This is a genomic window from Embleya sp. NPDC059213 (assembly GCF_042754445.1).
In the GTDB taxonomy this organism is placed as follows: domain Bacteria; phylum Actinomycetota; class Actinomycetes; order Streptomycetales; family Streptomycetaceae; genus Embleya.
The window spans coordinates 35,067-51,450 of the sequence record NZ_JBHZAV010000063.1 but is presented as its reverse complement, the minus strand read 5'-3'; the positions used below and the strand labels follow the sequence as shown (position 1 = coordinate 51,450).

Here is a 16,384-nt window from a genome sequence, read left to right as displayed (position 1 = left end):
GTCGCGGCGTTCGTGCCGTGCCGTGCCGTTGTCGGATGCCGCCGGTGATCGTCGCCCGGTACGAGACCCGGCCGCAGGTGGCTTCGCCGTAGCCGGTGATCCGCACCGAACCGGACAGGCCCCCGAGGTGCCGACCGCGTTCGTCCGGGACGCGTCGGGCGTCCCGGACGAACCCGATGAACAACCGCCGAGCACCGACCCGACCGAGAGTGCGGCTGCGGCCATCGATCGCCGCCCTCGTCGCGTCGTGTCGGCGCCCCCCGAGCCTCGACGGTGTTCCCCCGTGCGCGCCGGTCGCCTGATCCCCCGTCGGCGCGCCCTGTGACTCGGACGTTAATCCGCGTGGCCGGCCGCGAATACCCCACAGATGTGGGGGTGTTCAGGCGGCGGGCGGCGGGGCGGTGAGTCGGCCGTCCAGGGCGAGTGGACCCAGGCCCAGGCGGGGCAGGTAGTGGCGGGAGAAGACCGCGGCGGTCAGTTCGCGGCGGCTGCGCACGCCGACCTTGTCGAAGATCTTCTCCAGGTGGTCGTTCAGCGTGTTCCGGGTGATGTGCAACTCGGCGAGCACCTCTTCGCTGGACCAACCGTGCAGGACGAGCTGGGCGATTCGCCGCTGCCGTTCGCTGAGTCCGTACGCCTCCAACACCAGCGCGATCAGCATGCCGGGCTCCGCCGAGCCGATCGCGACCATGGTCACCGGCTCCGGTGCGGTGAACAACCGCCAGGCGTGCAGCGCCAACCAGTGGCCGTCGCGGGTGCGGACCTGGGACCGGGCGGTGGTGCCCGGATGCCCCGCGCGGGCCGCCGCGGCCACCGCGCGCACCGCGTACGGGCAGGACTTCGGCCGGCCGGCCGCGCCACCCACCTCGATCCGGGCCAACAAGCGCTCGGCGCTGGGACTGCACTCGACCACCCGCTGGGCGGCGTCCAGCACGACGAATCCGGGCCCGTCCGGCGCGGACCCCTCGTCGGTGCCGGTGACCACGAGCGACCGACGCACGGCCCGCGTGGTGGGCGCCGCGAACGCCCGCGCGGCGGCCAGGTCCCGGCTGCCGAACGGGGCACTGTCGGTGGACCGGCACAGCACCACCAGGCCCCAGGTGCGCCCGCGTTCGCGCAACAGGATGCGCAACTCGTCGGCCATGTCCAGGGGTTGCAGGATGTCCCGGTAGTAGGCGCTGGACTCGATCGCGCCGCCGGTGGACGCCTTCAGCGAACTCACCGGCGCCGCACGGCGGGTCAACGCCCGCAGGTTGTCGACCCCGTCCTGCTCCACGTGCTCGATCTCGAACAACCGCGGCATCACCCGCTCCGGGAATCCCGACTCGTGCACGCCCCCGGTGTCCAGCAGCGTCGACGGATCCAGCAGCACCGCACACCAGATGTCGGCCGGCACCACCTTCAACAACCGCGCCGCCGCCACCCCGACGACGTCCGCCGCCCCGCGCCCGGTCTCCACCACACCCTGCAGGGCCCGCTCCAGCCCCACGACACCCCGCCCCGCCCCACCGGAAACCACGCCTCAACGCTACCGACCCCACCGCCCACCCGCGACGCATACGGCCCAGGAACCCGGCATCCGCAGTGGGTCGCGCACGCGCGCCGGCCGGCGCCGATGCCCACCTCGCGCCTCGACCCGGAGGGGCCCCGGGACCTCAGCGGTCGGTGTCCTTCGGGTGGCGGGTGGACGCATGGACGAGATGCACGGTCCGTCCCGCCTCGTCGACGAGGTAGCGGACCCGCCCACCGGCGGTCACCTCGTACTCCCATTGCGGATACTCTTCGCCGCCGAGGGAGCGCACACCCAGTCGTCCCCGCAATCGATGCTGCCGGTCCGGATCGGCGGTGGACTGTGGCGCCGATCGCAGGGCCTCGAAACAGCGTCGGGTGTTTCCCGCCGCTTCCGTACAGAGGTCGGCCCACCCCTTGGCGGCATCATTGGTGGCGAAGCGCAGTCGCCACTCGGTGCCGATCGGCGGAGGGGAGACGTCGTCGCCGCGCTTGGGGCTCACGGGGTGGGCACCTCGCCGTGGTCCTCGTCCGGCAGGGGCGTGGTGAGGTCGGCGGCCAAGGCGGGGTCGGCCAGGATTCTGGCGGTGGCGCGCCATTCGACGATGACGCGGTGCAGGTTCGTGTGGACGTCGAGATCCACGACGTCACGAGTGGCATCGACCAGGTCGACGACGAACTCTCGCACCTCCTCCGCCGAGAAGTGCCGTGTCCAAGGAAAGACCGCGGGTAGTGCCAGGAGTATGGCCCGCGCGCCTTCGTCGCTCCCGATCAGGGCGGTGAACAGCCGGGCCGTGACGTCGGCGGTCTCCTCGCGCCGACGGTCGTGCCGCTCGGTCGTGAGGTAGAGATCCTCGCCGTCTCTGCGAGTGACGTGGACCCGCTGGACCTGTTCGACGGTATCGGCGACCCGCTTGGAGTTCTTCGACAGATCAGAGAACGAAACGGTCGGAGTGGACATACCCTGGAAGATACTTCGGAATATGTTCCGAAGTCAAGCTCGGGTTCGTGGCGTGGTCGGCTGGATCGAGTCGGGGAGGGTCGGGCCGGTCGAAGGGGCGGGCGGGGTTGTTCCCGCGGTCGCGGACAGGGCTATGCCGGTGAGGACGATGGCGGCGCCGAGGGATTCGATCCAGCTCGGGCGTTCGCCGAGGACGGCCCAGGCGGCGAGGATGCCGACGATCGGGACGAGCAGGCCGTAGGGGGCGACGGCCGAGGCCGAGCGGCGACCGAGCAGGGCGAACCACAGGCCGTAGCCGAGCCAGGAGGACAGCACGACGGTGAACGCCAGGCCGCCCACGCCGCTCCACGAGGCCGAGGTGAACGCGTCCAGATCCTGCCCGGGGCCCTCGACCGCGAGCGAGAGCGCCAGCAGCGGCAGCGGTGCCACCAGCGCGGACCACACCACCAGGCCGGTGCCGCCCGGGATGCCCGCCTTCCGGGTCAGCATGTTGCCGAAGCCCCACGACGCACCCGCGCCGATCATCAGCACGAACGGCCACAGGGACGCGCCCTGCCCCCGGCCGAACGCGATCACGCCCATCCCGAGTGCGGCCACCGCGAGCGAGATCAGCCGGGTACGGCCCGGGACCTCGCGCAACATCAGCATCGCGAACACGACCGTGAACATCGCCTGGCACTGGATCACCACCGAGGCCAACCCGGCCGGCATCCCCGCGTGCATCGCGCTGAACAGGAACGCGAACTGGCCCACGTTGACGGTGAGTCCGACCCCGATGATCAGCCGCAGGCTCGTCTGCGGGCGCTTGACGAACAGCACCGCCGGAAACGCCACGAGGGCGAAGCGCAGCGCGGCCAACAACAGGGGCGGGAAGTCGTCGAGGCTCGCGTCGATCGCGACGAAGTTCACTCCCCAGATCACGCTGACGAGCGCGGCGGACAGTGAATCGGTACGGGTCATGAGCAGAGTGTGTGGCCTGGCCATCCATCGAGTCCATCTACATTTTCCATACCTCAATCGGTAGTTTTCCTGCATGGAACTCAAGCGACTGAACATCCTGCGCGCGCTCGACCAACACGGCACCGTCGCCGCCGCGGCCCAGTCGCTGCACCTGACCCCGTCCGCCGTCTCGCAACAATTGGCCGTGCTGGCCCGCGAGGCGGACGCGGCGCTGCTGGAGAAGCACGGCCGCGGGGTCCGGCTGACCGCCGCGGCCCATGTGTTGCTCGGCCACGCCGACGCGATCGCGACCCGCCTGGAGCAGGCCCGCGCCGACCTCGCCGCGCAGCGCGACGGACGGATCGGCCGGGCCCGGATCTCCGGCTTCCCGTCCGGTATCTCGGGCCTGGTCGGGCCGGCGCTGGCCCGGCTCAAGGTGAGCCATCCGGGCTGGCGGTTCGAGGTGGTCCAGTACGAGACCGAGCAGGCGCTCCCGCTGTTGCCCGCCCGGGAGTTGGACGTGGCGGTCGTGATGACGCACCCCGACCTGCCCGCGCCCGACCATCCGCGGATCGAGTTGCACCCGCTGTTGGACGAGCCGTTCGAGATCGCGTTGCCGGTCGGCCACCCGCTCGCCGAGCGGGCCGAGGTCTCGTTGGCGGCCGACCTCGCCGATGCCGACTGGATCATCACCGCGCCCGGGACGGCCTGCCACGGCCTGCTCCTGACCGCGTGTCATCAGGCCGGATTCCAGCCCCGCCTGGTGCACACCTCGACCGACTTCGGCGCCCAACTGGCCCTGGTGGCGGCCGGTCTGGGGGTGACGATCATTCCCCGGCTGGCCCAGCCGGCGCTGCCGCCCGGCGTGGTGCTGCGCCCGATCGTCGCGCCCGCGCCGCGCCGGCATCTGATGGCGGCGGTCCGCCGAGGTTACGGCCCGTCGCCTTTGTTGAGCGCGTTGCGGGCGGTCGGCGCGGAATTGCGTGCCCGGGACGGGCGAGAGATCGGCGCGGGCCGTGCGACGGTCGATTCGGTCGGTTGATTCGGTCGGTTGATTCGGGATCAATGCGGTCCAACACGTGCCGATGCCGCCGGGTGGTGCCCGGTGAGGCAAAGGGCAGGAAATATCGGCAAAGGCTCGTCTCCACGCGTATCACGACGCGACCGTGGGGTCCGTTCTCAAAGCGCACGCAAAACCGCGATCGACGGCCCGGCCCCCGATTGGCCTGATCCGACGCTTCCAAAAGCGTGAGTCCTGCGGTAATCACGAGCGCTGGGCGCCCCGAACCGACACCACCAGGCGTTTTCCGGGCGTAGAACCGGGGAAAGGGCGGGTTCGACACCTGATCATCGAGCCCGCGTACTTATTGACAGCATGAATCGGCGTGGGCTCTACTCGACCCGGCGGCGAGCGGCGGAAGAATTTTCCGAGCGAGCCGGAATAACCGCTCCGAGCTGTCGAGGTCATACCTTTCGAGGCTTGAATTGCCTGGAAAGGACCGTCCACGGTAAAAGGGAGGTGCCTGTCGTGAAGCTTCTTTTCTCGATCAAGGAAAAGTTTACGCCCGAGAAGAGCCTGAAGTCCTACACCTGGTACATCTGGTACTAGCCGAGGCGAATCGACAATCCGAACAGGGACGTTATTCGCCTCATCGGTCCGCGTCCGGCGTAGCCCTCACCGGCACGCCGGGCGCGGGCCGCCCGCTTTTGGAGACCAGGATGTACGTATCGGGTACCGGCCGGAGCAGCCGGACCACCGTATTCGCGCCTCGGATGCAGGCCCTTCTGCACGACCATCGCGGCGACGACGTGTTTCGACTGGAGGCCGATACCGTCGCGGTCGCCGGGCCCGAACGCACCGACGCGATTCTCGCCGCCCGGCCGGCCGCGGATGTGGAGCGCCCGACCTTCAAACCGCTCCAGGGCAGAAGCATTCCGCGTACCGAGGCGTCGACCGTCATGCGGGCCATCGGCCGCGACGTGCGGGCGGCGTTGGCGAAACCGACGCCGACGGCCGACCTCACCGGTGAATGGCCGCACGTCGGGCACGTCTATCTGCGCGATCTGATTCTCGGTGCGGATCCGTATCGGCTGCGCGTGCTGATGGACCGCGCCCTGGAGTTGACCCCGCTGCTCACCTGGACGGTCATCGCGGCGGGCGCGGCGCTGCCCGGCCGGCTCCGCCCCGGGGCCCCGGTGTCCGCCATCGCGGGCCTGACCGCCGAGGCGCGGACCTACCGGGACCGGCGGCACGCGATGGGCCTGTACCGGCGTGCGGCGGCCCCGGTCTGTTTCACCGTCTCCACGCTCGTCGCCGGTGCCCTGTGGCTCGGATCGCCGTTCGACGACGACACCCCGAACGAGCACATCCTCTACGAGACGATGCGCCTGCTGCCCCCGTCCTGGAGCATTCTGCGCCGCAGTTCGCCCGAGTACCCGGCGGTGGACCCGCGGATCACCGCGACCGACGACGTCCTGCTGCTGCCGCTGCTCACCCACCGCGATCCGGCTATCTGGGCGGACCCCGACGAGTTCCGCCCCGAGCGCTGGGCCCGGCTCGACCCGGACGAACAGCCCGGATACCTGCCCTTCGGGCACGTCTCGGAGCGGTGCTGGGGGCGGCACATGGTGATGCCGATGGCCGGGCTGCTGCTGGATCTGCTGCGCGCCGACGGGCTCGCGGTCGACCCGGGGCAGAGCACGGCCCGGGTGCGGCTGGCCGGGCTGCTCGGTGTGTCCGAGGTTCGCGTCACCTGTCGTTGACTTCGGCGAGGCCGCGGATCGGGCGCCTCGCGGGGCGCCACGCGGGCTGTCGACCGGGCTGCCAGTCGGGGTGTCACGAACCGGACGCCGCGCGCCCGACGGGCGTTCGCGCGGCGTCCGGCCGATCAGCTCCGGGCGGCGGCCTCGGCGGGATCCGGATCCGGGCCGGAGGAAGGTTTTTGCGGCTCCTCCGGTTCGTGCTTGCCGAAGTACGCGACGGCCACCGCGCCGGATACCGCGAGCACGAAGCCCAGCACGGCCATCCAGGCCAGCCCGTCCCGTGAGGTGTCGCCGAGCCACAACACGCCGACCGCGCCGGGCACCACCGTCTCGCCGACCACGAGTGCGGCGGTCGCGCCGTTCACCGAACCGATCTGCAACGCGATGGTGTGCAGGTACATTCCGCCGATGCCACCGATCAGCACCGCGTACAGCGCCGGGTCGGCGGCCAGTTTGCCCAGGTCGAACGGGTCGACGCCGTCCAGGATCCGCACGCCGATGCCGAGCCCGCCGAAGCCGAGCCCGGAGAGCAGACCCGCGACGATCGCACCGTTGGCGCCCAGGAAGCGGACCAGCACGGTGCCGCCGATGATCACCACGAACGTGACGATCAGCACCCACCAGTGCGTGGCGCGCGGACTGTGCCCGTCGCCCTCGGGACCGGCCGCGACGCCGAGCAGGACGAGTGCGCCGCAGACCACGCCGATCGAGGTCCAGTCGGCCCGGTACAGCTTGATCCCCAGCAGCTTGATCCCGAGCACGGCGGTGATCACCAGGTTCGCGCTGATGATGGTCTGGGACAGGAACAGCGGCAACAACCGCGCCGCCAACGCGCCGAGCGCGAAGCCGACGAAGTCGAGCAGGGTCCCGACGATGAACTCCCACGTGACCGCGGCCTTGGCGGTGGAGGACAGGCTCGGACCGCCGTACCCGGTCACCTGGGCGGTGCCGCCGCCGCCCCGTTCGGCCCGTTTGGCCTCCTCCTCGCGCGCGGATCGCCGCGACCCGACCGCTTGCAGCACCGACCCCACGCCGTAACACGCGGAGGCCGCGACAGCGGTGACCAGACCGACGATCACAGATGACTCCCATTCACCAAGATTTCGGATATGCCGCGAGGGCGGCTACGGACACCCTGCCGGCCTCGCGAGGATGCGACCCGCGCCCCTCGCGACGGCCGGCCCGCGCCGGGCCGGTTCGGGCCCGATCGCGGAGCCCTCCCCGCCACGTCTCGCCACGCCAACGATCGTGTTCCGCGCCCGGTTTCCGATTCGGGCCGGTCGCTCACATCCCATACCTGCGGCGTACTCGGCCCGTACGCATCTCGGCTGACGACGAACGACACGCCGGGTCGGCAGGGGCATTCGGGGGAAGCCTCCGCGCGCCTTGTCCTAATTTGTAGATTTATGTCCGATTCTTCGGAAATGCACAGGAAACCGAACGCCCGGATCCGCGCGACGGGCCTCGCGCTGTCCGGAGTCGTCACCCTCGGCGGTGTCATCCTCGTCTGCGTGTTCGCTGTCATGGGCTTCGCCAAGCCGCTGCCCGGCGGTCTCGGCCCCTGCATCCCCGGCGACTGCCCGGCCACGAACCTCGAACCCAACAACGGCCCGATCGCGGGTCGCGACAACGGCATCAACATGTTCGTCGGCGGCAACTGGTCCGTCGGCGGATCCGCCGCAGAGGCCGAGGGCAAGTTGGTCGCCCTCGGCAATTTCGACATGAACAAGACCTCGGGATCCAGCATCTACAACGTGGGCATCGTGGGTGTCGGCACCCGCGTGCCCCCGGACAACGGTACGGACTTCCTCACCGTCGGCGGCAACCTCACGATCGCGAACGGCCAGAGCGTGGTCGCCGAGGAGGGCACCGTCAGCGGTGTGGTGCGCTACGCGGGCACCCTCACCGGCACCGTGACCCCGACGGCGGTCAAGGACGGGTCGGCGGCGGCTCCGTATGCCGGTCTGCGTCCCCAGTTGACCGACGCGTCGAGCTGCTACGCGTTCCCGGACGGCAGGCCGCGCGCGGCCACCGGCACCGCCACGAACGTGGGCTTCGAGACGTTGTTCACCGGAGACGGTACGTCGCCGCTCCAGGTGTTCAACGTCGACTTCGACATCGCCAATCCGATCGGCGGCGGGGACCAGGGCATCTCGTTCGTCGGGATCCCCGCGGGCGCCACGGTCCTGGTCAACCTGACCGGGCCGACCCGGGTGATCAGTACCTTCATCGGCAACGCGAACATCCCCACCGGGCTGCGCGAGCACCTGCTGTGGAACTTCCCGGATGCCACGTCGGTGACCATCAAGGGCAGTGCGCAGTTCCAGGGCAGTGTGCTGGTGGGCAACGCGGCGAGCACGACGACCGTTTCGGTGCCGGGTATGAACGGGCGCTTCTTCACGGCCGGTTCGCTGGTGCACCAGTCGACGTCCGGGTCGGAGTTCCATCGGTACCCGTTCGATGGTGACCTGCCGGACTGCGGCGGGTCGACGTCGGCTTCGCCGTCCACGTCTTCGTCGGCGTCGCCTTCGGCCAGTCCGTCGATGTCTCCGTCGGCCTCGCCCTCGGCGTCTCCGTCGGCGTCGCCGTCGGCGTCTCCGTCCGCTTCGCCGTCGGCGTCCCCGTCGGCGTCGCCTTCGGCCAGTCCGAGCGCGAGCCCGTCGGCGTCCCCGTCGGCGTCGCCCTCGGCCAGCCCGAGTGCCAGCCCATCGGCTTCGCCGTCCGCCAGTCCGTCGGCGTCCCCGTCGGCTTCGCCGTCCGCGTCTCCGTCGGCCTCGCCGTCGGCATCGCCCTCGGCGTCCCCGTCAGGCTCGGCCTCGGCCTCGCCCTCCACCAGCCAATCCGCAGTGCCCTCCGGTGCGCACAACAAGCCGCACGGCGGCTCGGGCGGCCACGGCCACGGCGGTAACGGTGGTGGCCACGGTGGTGGCATCGGCGGATCCGGCGGATCGCAGCTCGCCCACAGCGGCATGACGGGCAGCGCCGCGATGTTGCTCGGTGGCAGTGCGCTCGCCATCGGTCTCGGCGTGATCCTGATGTTCGTCTACCGCGCGCGGGGTCGTAACCGCGCCTAGTCCCCATCCGACCCGAATGGCCCCCGATCTCCCAGGAGAACGGGGGTCATTCCTACGTTCGGCGCCGAGCCGATGGCGTCGCCCACAAAGGATGTACGCGCCAACCGTCTCCACATACTGTGACCTCCGTAGCGAACGTCGGAAACGATCGACCAGCATTCGGAGGGGCCACATGAGCGGGATCTGCGAGGGACGCGTCGTCATCGTGACGGGTGCGGGCAACGGCATCGGCCGGGCGCACGCACTGGCGTTCGCGGCCGAGGGCGCCAAGGTCGTGGTGAACGACCTCGGCGGCGCGCGGGACGGCACCGGCGCGTCGGCGGGTCCGGCCGAGGCCGTGGTGGCGGAGATCGTCGCGGCGGGCGGCGAGGCGGTGGCCAACACCTCCGACGTCTCCGACTTCGCCGGCGCCGAGGCGCTGATCGGGCAGGCGATCGAGGCGTTCGGCCGGCTCGACGTCCTGGTCAACAATGCGGGCATCCTGCGCGACCGGATGTTGACCAACATGTCCGAGGCCGAGTGGGACGCGGTGATCAAGGTCCACCTCAAGGGCACGTTCGCCCCCGCGCACCACGCGGCGGCCTACTGGCGCGGCCTGGCCAAGGCGGGCGAGCAGGTCGACGCCCGGATCATCAACACCAGCTCGCCGTCCGGCATCTTCGGCAACGTCGGCCAGACCAACTACGGCGCGGCCAAGGCCGGCATCGCGGGCTTCACCATCATCGCGGCGCAGGAACTCGGCCGCTACGGCGTCACCGTCAACGCGATCGCCCCCACCGCGCTGACCCGGCTGACCGAGGATCTGGCCGGCTTCGCCGACGAGGCCGCCGCCGCGAAGATCGCCGAACAACTCGCCCCCGAGCACATCTCCCCACTCGTGGTCTGGCTCGGCAGTCCCGCCTCGGCCGCCGTCACCGGCCGCGTCTTCTCGGTCACCGGCACCTCGATCAGCGTCGCCGAAGGCTGGTCCAACGGCCCCACCGTCACCAAGGAATCCCGCTGGACCCCCGACGAACTCGCGGCAGTGATCCCGGACTTGGTCGACAAGGCCGCCGGCAACGCAGACATGAGCGGCACCCGCAAGTAGCCCTGCCGCGCCGCTTTCGGCCCCGGCCGCCGCCGACTCCGGTTCAGGCGGCGGCCGTTGCCGTGGCGAGGAGTTCGACCAGGGTGCCGCGGAACGTCGGAAGCAGCCGGGCGGCCACCACCGCGGCGTCCGGTGAATCGCCGAAGTGCGGTGCGAGCAACCGGTCGAGCTCCTCGGGGGCCGGGTATCCCGCGATTCCGGGGGCTGCGGGGTCGAGTGCTCAACCCCGTGCCCGGCCACCCGAGGGTCCGACCCGCCCCGTGCCGAACGTGAACCGCCGCCCCGCACCCGGGGGAGTGGGGTGCGGGGCGGCGGGGGTTCGCCGGCATCACCGGAACTGCCGGAAATGCTCGGTTACTTGGTGATCCCGAACCGCTCCAGTCCGAATGCCTTGATCGCGTTCGTGCGGAACAGCTTGTCGCACTCGGCCTGGGTCAGACCCGCCTTCGTGGCGATGTCGAGGGCGACCTTGTGCGTGTTCGGGAAGGTCGAGTCCGCGTGCGGGTAGTCGACCTCGAAGCAGATCTGGTCGATGCCGATCACGTCGCGGTTGCGCAGCCCGATCTCGTCGTCGAAGATGCAGCCGTAGATCCGGTCCTGGATGTACGAGCTGGGCTTTTGGGTCAGCGACGAGCCGAACGCGTTGTCGTCGCGCTCCTCCCACAGCTTGTCCGCGCGCTCCATCACGTACGGCATCCAGCCGACCTGGCCCTCGGCGTAGGCGATCTTCATCTTCGGGAAGCGGTCGAACACGCCGGAGAAGATGTAGTCGACCATCGAGCCCATGGCGTTCTGGAAGGTCAGCACCGAGGAGACGATGAAGGGCGCGTCCGGCGACGTGGACGGCATCTTCGAGGACGACCCGATGTGCATGCAGACGATGGTGTTCGTCTCCTCGCACGCCTGGAAGAACGGGTCCCAGAAGTGGTCCTTGGAGTGCACCGACGGCAGGCCCAGCGGGACCGGGTTCTCCGAGAAGGCGACCGCGAACGACCCCTTCGCCGCGCACCGACGCACCTCCGCGGCGGCCAGATGCGCGTCCCACAGCGGGATGATCGTCATCGGCAGCAGGCGGCCCTTGCCGTCGCCCGCGCACCACTCGTCGATCATCCAGTCGTTGTAGGCCCGCACGCACAGCAGTGCGAGTTCCTTGTCCTCACGCTCGTAGAACGCCTGGCCGCAGAACCGCGGCAGGATGTTCGGGAAGCACAGCGACGCGTCGACGTGGTTGGCGTCCATGTCCTTGAGCCGCTCGGACTGGATCCACGCGCCCGGCCGGATGTCGTCGAAGGTGACCGGCGTCACGTCCAGCGTGTCGAAGCCGACCGCGGCCGAGAGCTTGGGGAACGGGTAGACCAGGTCGTCGTACAGCCACCAGTCGCACCACTCGCCGTCCTCGACGCCGCGCTCGTAGGAGAACACGCCGCCGATGAAGTTGAACTTCGCCTTGTCGCGCACCACGCGCGGGCCGCGGTCCTTGTACTTGGCGGGCAGTCGCGAGGTCCACAGGTCCGGCGGCTCGACCACGTGGTCGTCCACGGAGATGATGCGCGGGATCTCAAGCGTCATGGCCTGCTCCTTGTAGCACGTGCGATGGGCCTCGGTGGCGGCGGTGGCCCCGCTTGCGACGCGTGGACCCTGCGCTACCCAGGAAACCCGCTGACGGGTCGTCAGCCAAGCCCCTGTTGTTGCTAACGTTATGCCGACACGGCATAGGTGGGTTTCCATGGAACTGCGTGACCTGAGATGTTTCCTGGCCGTCGCCGAGGAACGGCACTTCGGCCGCGCCGCGGCTCGGCTGTATCTGTCCCAACCGATGGTCAGCAAGGCGGTGCGTCGTCTGGAGCAGCAGCTCGGGGCCCGGCTGGTGGACCGATCCTCGCTGCCGGTGGCGCTCACGCCGCTCGGCGAGGTGTTCCGCAGTCGGCTCGACGAGTCGCTGCGGGTGCTCGACGACGCGTGCGCCGAGGTGCGTCGGCGGGCCACCTGGGACGCCGGTCAGGTGCGCGTGGGGTATACCTCGGGCCTGGGCCCCTCGCTCGTGTCGGCGGCCATCTCCGCGCTGCACATCCGCCACCCGGCGCTGCGCGTGCAGTGGACCAGCGAGCCGACGGCCCGCCAGGTGGCCGATGTGCGCGAGGGCGTCCTGGACGCGGGGCTGGGCTGGCTGCCGGACCTGGGCCCGGGCTTCGAGTCCGCCCGGGTCGGCACCTTCGCGTTCGTCGCGCTGCTCCCGCAGGAACACGTGCTCGCCGGCCGGCTGTCGGTGAGCCTGACCGAGCTGGTCGGCTGTGGCGAGCCGATCGTGGTGTGGCCGCGCCAACCGCACCCCAGGCTGTACACCCGCGTCACCGAAGCGCTGCGGCGCTCGGGCGCGACCGAGATCGTCGAGGCGTACGGCAGCGTGGACGATGTGATCGCGCGCGTGGTGGACCGCCAGGGGGTGGGCCTGTCGCCGCGCGGATGGGCCCGGCAGCGCCCGGTCCGCGGCGTCGTCCAAGTGCCGCTGACCGGGGCGCCGGATGTCGCGGTGACCGCGTTCTGGCGGGCCGACCAGGAGCACGAGGGGGTCGGTGTGCTGGTCCAGCTCCTGCGCGAGGTGACGGCGGACAGCGACCTGGCCGAGCAACTCTGAGCGCACCGCCCGCCGCGTCCAACCGATCCCACACACCCGCCCGAAGCACTGGCGAGGCCCTCCACCGTCCCCAGTGAAGGGCCTCTCCCGGTCAACGGCGCGGCCCCGGTGTCGGTTCCCGCCGCGCCGATCTCATTGCAGGAGTCGGCCCAACCGCCCCGGGATGTTCGGCAGCCCGGGAATGCCCGGGATGCCCTGCTGCCCGGGGGGCGGCGGGTTGGCCGCCGTGGTCTGGGCCGGGATCAGGTTCGGGTCGATCGAGATTTCCGAGGACTGCATCAGCACGGTGCCCGCCCCGACGAAGTCGTACTGGTGCTCCTCGCCGGACGCGCCGCCCAGCCCGGTCAGTCGACGCGCCATGCCCAGCGCACCACGCATGTACTTGGTGTCGAAGTGGTGGCACGGCGTCGGGCAGTCCGCCCAGCCGAGCAGCGCCTCGGGGTCCACCCGGATCGGCGGCTCGACGAAGTGCACCGCGCCGTTGGAGGCGGCGACGAACTTGCCGGTGCCGATCAGCGTGACGAATCCGGGCACGATCGACTGCTTCAGATCCAGGCCGGGCTGGAAGGCGAGCAGGTTGGCGGCCCGGATGGTCAGGTTGCCCAGTTCCAGGTCGTACGAATTGATGTCGAAGCCGCGGTCGGCGAGCAGCAACTGCCCCTTGCCCTGCGCGACGATCCAGTCCTGGATGTACAGCGGGGAGTTGAAGTTCGCGGTGACCAGCCGGTCGAGCGCGCCCACGCCCAGTGCCTCGAACTTGATCCGCCCGTAGTAGGCGATCATCTTGCCCTTCTGCACGAACCACTCGCCGTCGAGGGCCACACAGAAGGTGTACGGATTGACGTTGTCGTCCTGTGGCAGTGTGCGTGCGTCGAACACGGCCGGGCCGGCACCGAGACCGCTCACAACTTCTCCTCGCTCGCCTGGACGTAGACCGTGCCGGTACCGGACAGTTCCAACTGGAACGCCTCGCCGGAACCGCGCCCGATCACATCGCGCCAACCGACGTTGGCCCCGATTCGATTCTCGATCTGCCCCCGATGGGCCACATACGCCTGCGGGTCGACGTGGATCGAGCGACCCGGCTGGACCGGCAGCTCGATCACGCCGCCGTGCGCGAGCACCCCGCACCAGCCGTGACCGGTCAGCGTCGTGGTGAACAGCCCCTGGCCGGTCACCTGACCGCGGATCATCCCGCGAACGCCACCCTGCGAGCCCATGAACATGGTGCCCTGCTGCAAGGAGTCCTCGAACACGAGCAGCCGGTCCGCCTCGACGTGCAGCGTGTCGCCGGTGATCTGGATCAGGTGCACGTGTCGGCCGGCGTGACCGAACATCACCGTGCCGTCGCCCTCGGCCTTCATCAGCGGCACCGACTCGCCCGCGAGCCGCCGCCCGATCATCCCGCCGACGCCCTGCGCGCCGGTGCTGGTCGGGGTGAAGGACACCTCGCCCCGGTAGGCCAGCATCGCGCCGCGCAGGCAGTACAACGTCTGCCCCGGGCGCACGGTGGCCTCGATCATCTTGGAGTTGACCTGGTCGAACGTCACGTCTGGCCCCCGATGGTCTGCCGCTCGGTGGGCTGTACGTAGACCAGCCCGTCGCCCTGGAAGCGCAACTGCACGCTCTCGCCGGAGCCTTCGCCGATGAAGGTGCGCCAGTTGACGTCCTTGACGAACTCCTTGCGGAGTTGACCGGTGTGCGCGACATACGCCCCCGGGTCCACCGACAGCGGTTCGCTCTGCGACACCCGCAGCACGATGGCCGGCCCGTCGGAGGTGACCGCGACCGTGCCCTGACCGGACACGGTCGTGGTGAACAGGCCCTGGCCGCTGGTCGCGCCGCTCAGGCCGGTGAACTCGGTGCCGGTGCGCAGACTCTGGTCCACGGCGAGCAGGTTGCTCGACTCGACGTGCAGGGTCTCGCCGGTCAATTGCACGAGGTTGATCTCGGTGGCCCGATCGGCGAACCAGCAGGTCCCCTCACCGCTCACCTCCATGAGGGTCATGCCCTCACCGGTGAGCCGGCGGGTCACCATGCCGCGCAGCCCCTCACCCCCACCGGACAGTCGTTTGAAGGACATGCGTCCGTCATAGGCGATCATCGTCCCGTTACGGGCCTTGACCGCCTCTCCGCTCATGCCCACCGCGAGAACTCGCGTGCCATGCATCACAAAGGTCGCCACGTTCGGGAAGCTAGCAGCGCTCTACCGGTCGCCGGATGGTGGAAGCCCCTCATCTTGCCGGGGTTTTACCAGCGGCGGCGCGGTCGGCACCGGCGGGACCGCGGGCATGGGGGGAAGCGGTGGTGTGGCCGGGACGACCGGCGGCAGCGGGAGGGCGTCGGCGCCGGAGCCGAGCGGCTCGACGCCGCCGGGATCGGCCGGTGCCTGCCCGGTGGGGCCGGCCTTCCCGGCGGCGCCGGCCGGGAAGTTCTCGAAGAACCGCAACATCTCGACCGGGAACGGCATCACCAGCGTCGAGTTCTTCTCCGCCGCCACCTCGACCACCGTCTGGAGCAGACGCAGTTGCAGCGCGGCGGGCGAGTTGGACATCTCGTCGGCCGCCGCGGCGAGTTTCTTGGACGCCTGGAACTCACCGTCGGCGGTGATGATCCGGGACCGACGCTCTCGTTCCGCCTCCGCCTGACGCGACATCGAGCGCTTCATCGACTCGGGCAGTTGCACGTCCTTGAGTTCGACCCGGTCGATCTCGACACCCCAGCCCACCGCCGGGCTGTCGATCATCAGGGCCAGGCCCCGGTGCAGTTCCTCCCGATTGGACAGCAGGTCGTCCAGATCGCTCTTGCCGATGATCGAGCGCAGCGAGGTCAGCGCCACCTGCTCGATCGCGAACACGTGGTTCTGCACTTCGACGATGGCCCGTGAGGGGTCGTGCACGCGGAAGTAGACCACCGCGTCCACCCGCACCGTCACGTTGTCCCGGGTGATGCCCTCCTGGGCCGGGATCGGCATGGTGATGATCTGGACGTTGACCTTCCGCATCCTGTCGAAGAACGGAACGATCACGTGGAATCCGGGCTGACGCACCCTCGGCCGGACCCGGCCGAGCCGGAACACCACCCCACGCTCGTACTGCTGTACCACCCGTGCGCCCTTGGCCACGACGATCAACGCGGCGACCACGATCCCGATGACCAAACCCATCGCGACATCCATGTCTCGATGCTAGGAACCCGGGGCCGGAAAGGGAGCGGGGATCTCCCTACGCATCGGCCGATCGGCGTCAAGAATCGGTCATGTGACGGTCAATCAGTTACGCGGGCCGGCGATTGCCCCGGCCCGGCCACACCGCCCCGCCCGGGCGTCGGGCCGCTTGCTAGCTTGAGGGGCAGCCGGCGTGGACCCGGCGCACCGGCCGGCCGCAGATCGCCCCGCGAGGAGTGCACCACCATGA

General features: G+C 70.1%; 17 protein-coding genes. 6 read left to right on the top strand and 11 right to left on the bottom strand.

The window, feature by feature from the left end:
• The 5 genes from ACFXMF_RS23375 to ACFXMF_RS23355 all read right to left on the bottom strand — a co-directional run.
• A partial coding sequence (locus ACFXMF_RS23375) for a hypothetical protein (protein ID WP_380020753.1) occupies positions 1-184 on the bottom strand: 184 nt, incomplete at its 3' end.
• 195 nt (positions 185-379) lie between these two features.
• Positions 380-1,519: a LuxR C-terminal-related transcriptional regulator gene (locus tag ACFXMF_RS23370; RefSeq protein WP_379992484.1), complete on the bottom strand. Its 1,140-nt coding sequence runs from the start codon at positions 1,517-1,519 to the stop codon at positions 380-382.
• Between the two features lie 136 nt (positions 1,520-1,655).
• Positions 1,656-2,012 (bottom strand): hypothetical protein, encoded by a 357-nt coding sequence (locus ACFXMF_RS23365; protein WP_360314813.1) that lies wholly within the window; start codon positions 2,010-2,012, stop codon positions 1,656-1,658.
• The gene (locus tag ACFXMF_RS23360) at positions 2,009-2,470 is read right to left on the bottom strand and encodes a prevent-host-death family protein (RefSeq protein ID WP_360314815.1); all 462 of its coding nucleotides are present in this window, start codon (positions 2,468-2,470) and stop codon (positions 2,009-2,011) included. The genes ACFXMF_RS23365 and ACFXMF_RS23360 overlap by 4 nt, the downstream gene beginning before the upstream one ends.
• A gap of 33 nt (positions 2,471-2,503) precedes the next feature.
• Positions 2,504-3,430: an EamA family transporter gene (locus tag ACFXMF_RS23355; protein ID WP_379992486.1), complete on the bottom strand. Its 927-nt coding sequence runs from the start codon at positions 3,428-3,430 to the stop codon at positions 2,504-2,506.
• A gap of 73 nt (positions 3,431-3,503) precedes the next feature.
• On the opposite strand from ACFXMF_RS23355, the gene ACFXMF_RS23350 reads away from it, so the two are divergent.
• The 3 genes from ACFXMF_RS23350 to ACFXMF_RS23340 all read left to right on the top strand — a co-directional run bounded on the left by ACFXMF_RS23350 (position 3,504) and on the right by ACFXMF_RS23340 (position 6,172).
• Positions 3,504-4,451 carry a LysR family transcriptional regulator gene (locus ACFXMF_RS23350; RefSeq protein WP_360314819.1) on the top strand — a complete coding sequence of 316 codons (948 nt, stop codon included), beginning with the start codon at positions 3,504-3,506 and terminating at the stop codon, positions 4,449-4,451.
• A 333-nt stretch (positions 4,452-4,784) separates the two neighbouring features.
• A complete protein-coding gene (locus ACFXMF_RS23345; protein WP_360314821.1) occupies positions 4,785-5,018 on the top strand; it encodes a tryptorubin family RiPP precursor in 234 nt (77 codons plus the stop codon).
• A 110-nt stretch (positions 5,019-5,128) separates the two neighbouring features.
• Positions 5,129-6,172, top strand: a complete 1,044-nt coding sequence (locus tag ACFXMF_RS23340; RefSeq protein WP_379992487.1) for a cytochrome P450 — start codon at positions 5,129-5,131, stop codon at positions 6,170-6,172.
• Positions 6,173-6,297: 125 nt separating this feature from the next.
• Here ACFXMF_RS23340 and ACFXMF_RS23335 read toward each other — a convergent pair whose 3' ends face one another.
• A complete protein-coding gene (locus tag ACFXMF_RS23335) occupies positions 6,298-7,251 on the bottom strand; it encodes a hypothetical protein (RefSeq protein WP_360314825.1) in 954 nt (317 codons plus the stop codon).
• Between the two features lie 30 nt (positions 7,252-7,281).
• Here ACFXMF_RS23335 and ACFXMF_RS23330 point away from each other — a divergent pair, with 30 nt between their 5' ends.
• Positions 7,282-9,246, top strand: coding sequence for a choice-of-anchor A family protein (locus ACFXMF_RS23330; protein ID WP_380020751.1), 1,965 nt, complete (start codon positions 7,282-7,284; stop codon positions 9,244-9,246).
• Positions 9,247-9,418: 172 nt separating this feature from the next.
• Positions 9,419-10,333 carry an SDR family oxidoreductase gene (locus tag ACFXMF_RS23325; protein WP_379992667.1) on the top strand — a complete coding sequence of 305 codons (915 nt, stop codon included), beginning with the start codon at positions 9,419-9,421 and terminating at the stop codon, positions 10,331-10,333.
• A 354-nt stretch (positions 10,334-10,687) separates the two neighbouring features.
• Here the strand turns inward: ACFXMF_RS23325 and ACFXMF_RS23320 are convergent, their stop codons facing one another.
• Positions 10,688-11,902, bottom strand: a complete 1,215-nt coding sequence (locus ACFXMF_RS23320; RefSeq protein ID WP_379989885.1) for an amidohydrolase family protein — start codon at positions 11,900-11,902, stop codon at positions 10,688-10,690.
• A gap of 157 nt (positions 11,903-12,059) precedes the next feature.
• Between ACFXMF_RS23320 and ACFXMF_RS23315 the strand changes: the two genes are divergently transcribed.
• Positions 12,060-12,968 carry a LysR family transcriptional regulator gene (locus tag ACFXMF_RS23315; RefSeq protein ID WP_360314833.1) on the top strand — a complete coding sequence of 303 codons (909 nt, stop codon included), beginning with the start codon at positions 12,060-12,062 and terminating at the stop codon, positions 12,966-12,968.
• A gap of 132 nt (positions 12,969-13,100) precedes the next feature.
• On the opposite strand, the gene ACFXMF_RS23310 is transcribed toward ACFXMF_RS23315, so the two are convergent.
• From ACFXMF_RS23310 to ACFXMF_RS23295, 4 genes are read right to left on the bottom strand one after another with little or no spacing between them, the layout of a single operon-like run.
• Positions 13,101-13,874 carry an AIM24 family protein gene (locus ACFXMF_RS23310; protein WP_360314835.1) on the bottom strand — a complete coding sequence of 258 codons (774 nt, stop codon included), beginning with the start codon at positions 13,872-13,874 and terminating at the stop codon, positions 13,101-13,103.
• Positions 13,871-14,491 (bottom strand): AIM24 family protein, encoded by a 621-nt coding sequence (locus ACFXMF_RS23305; protein ID WP_379989889.1) that lies wholly within the window; start codon positions 14,489-14,491, stop codon positions 13,871-13,873. The genes ACFXMF_RS23310 and ACFXMF_RS23305 overlap by 4 nt, the downstream gene beginning before the upstream one ends.
• A 23-nt stretch (positions 14,492-14,514) precedes the next feature.
• Positions 14,515-15,138, bottom strand: a complete 624-nt coding sequence (locus tag ACFXMF_RS23300) for an AIM24 family protein (protein WP_379989888.1) — start codon at positions 15,136-15,138, stop codon at positions 14,515-14,517.
• 36 nt (positions 15,139-15,174) lie between these two features.
• Positions 15,175-16,146, bottom strand: a complete 972-nt coding sequence (locus tag ACFXMF_RS23295) for an SPFH domain-containing protein (protein ID WP_360314841.1) — start codon at positions 16,144-16,146, stop codon at positions 15,175-15,177.
• Between the last annotated feature and the right edge of the window lie 238 nt (positions 16,147-16,384).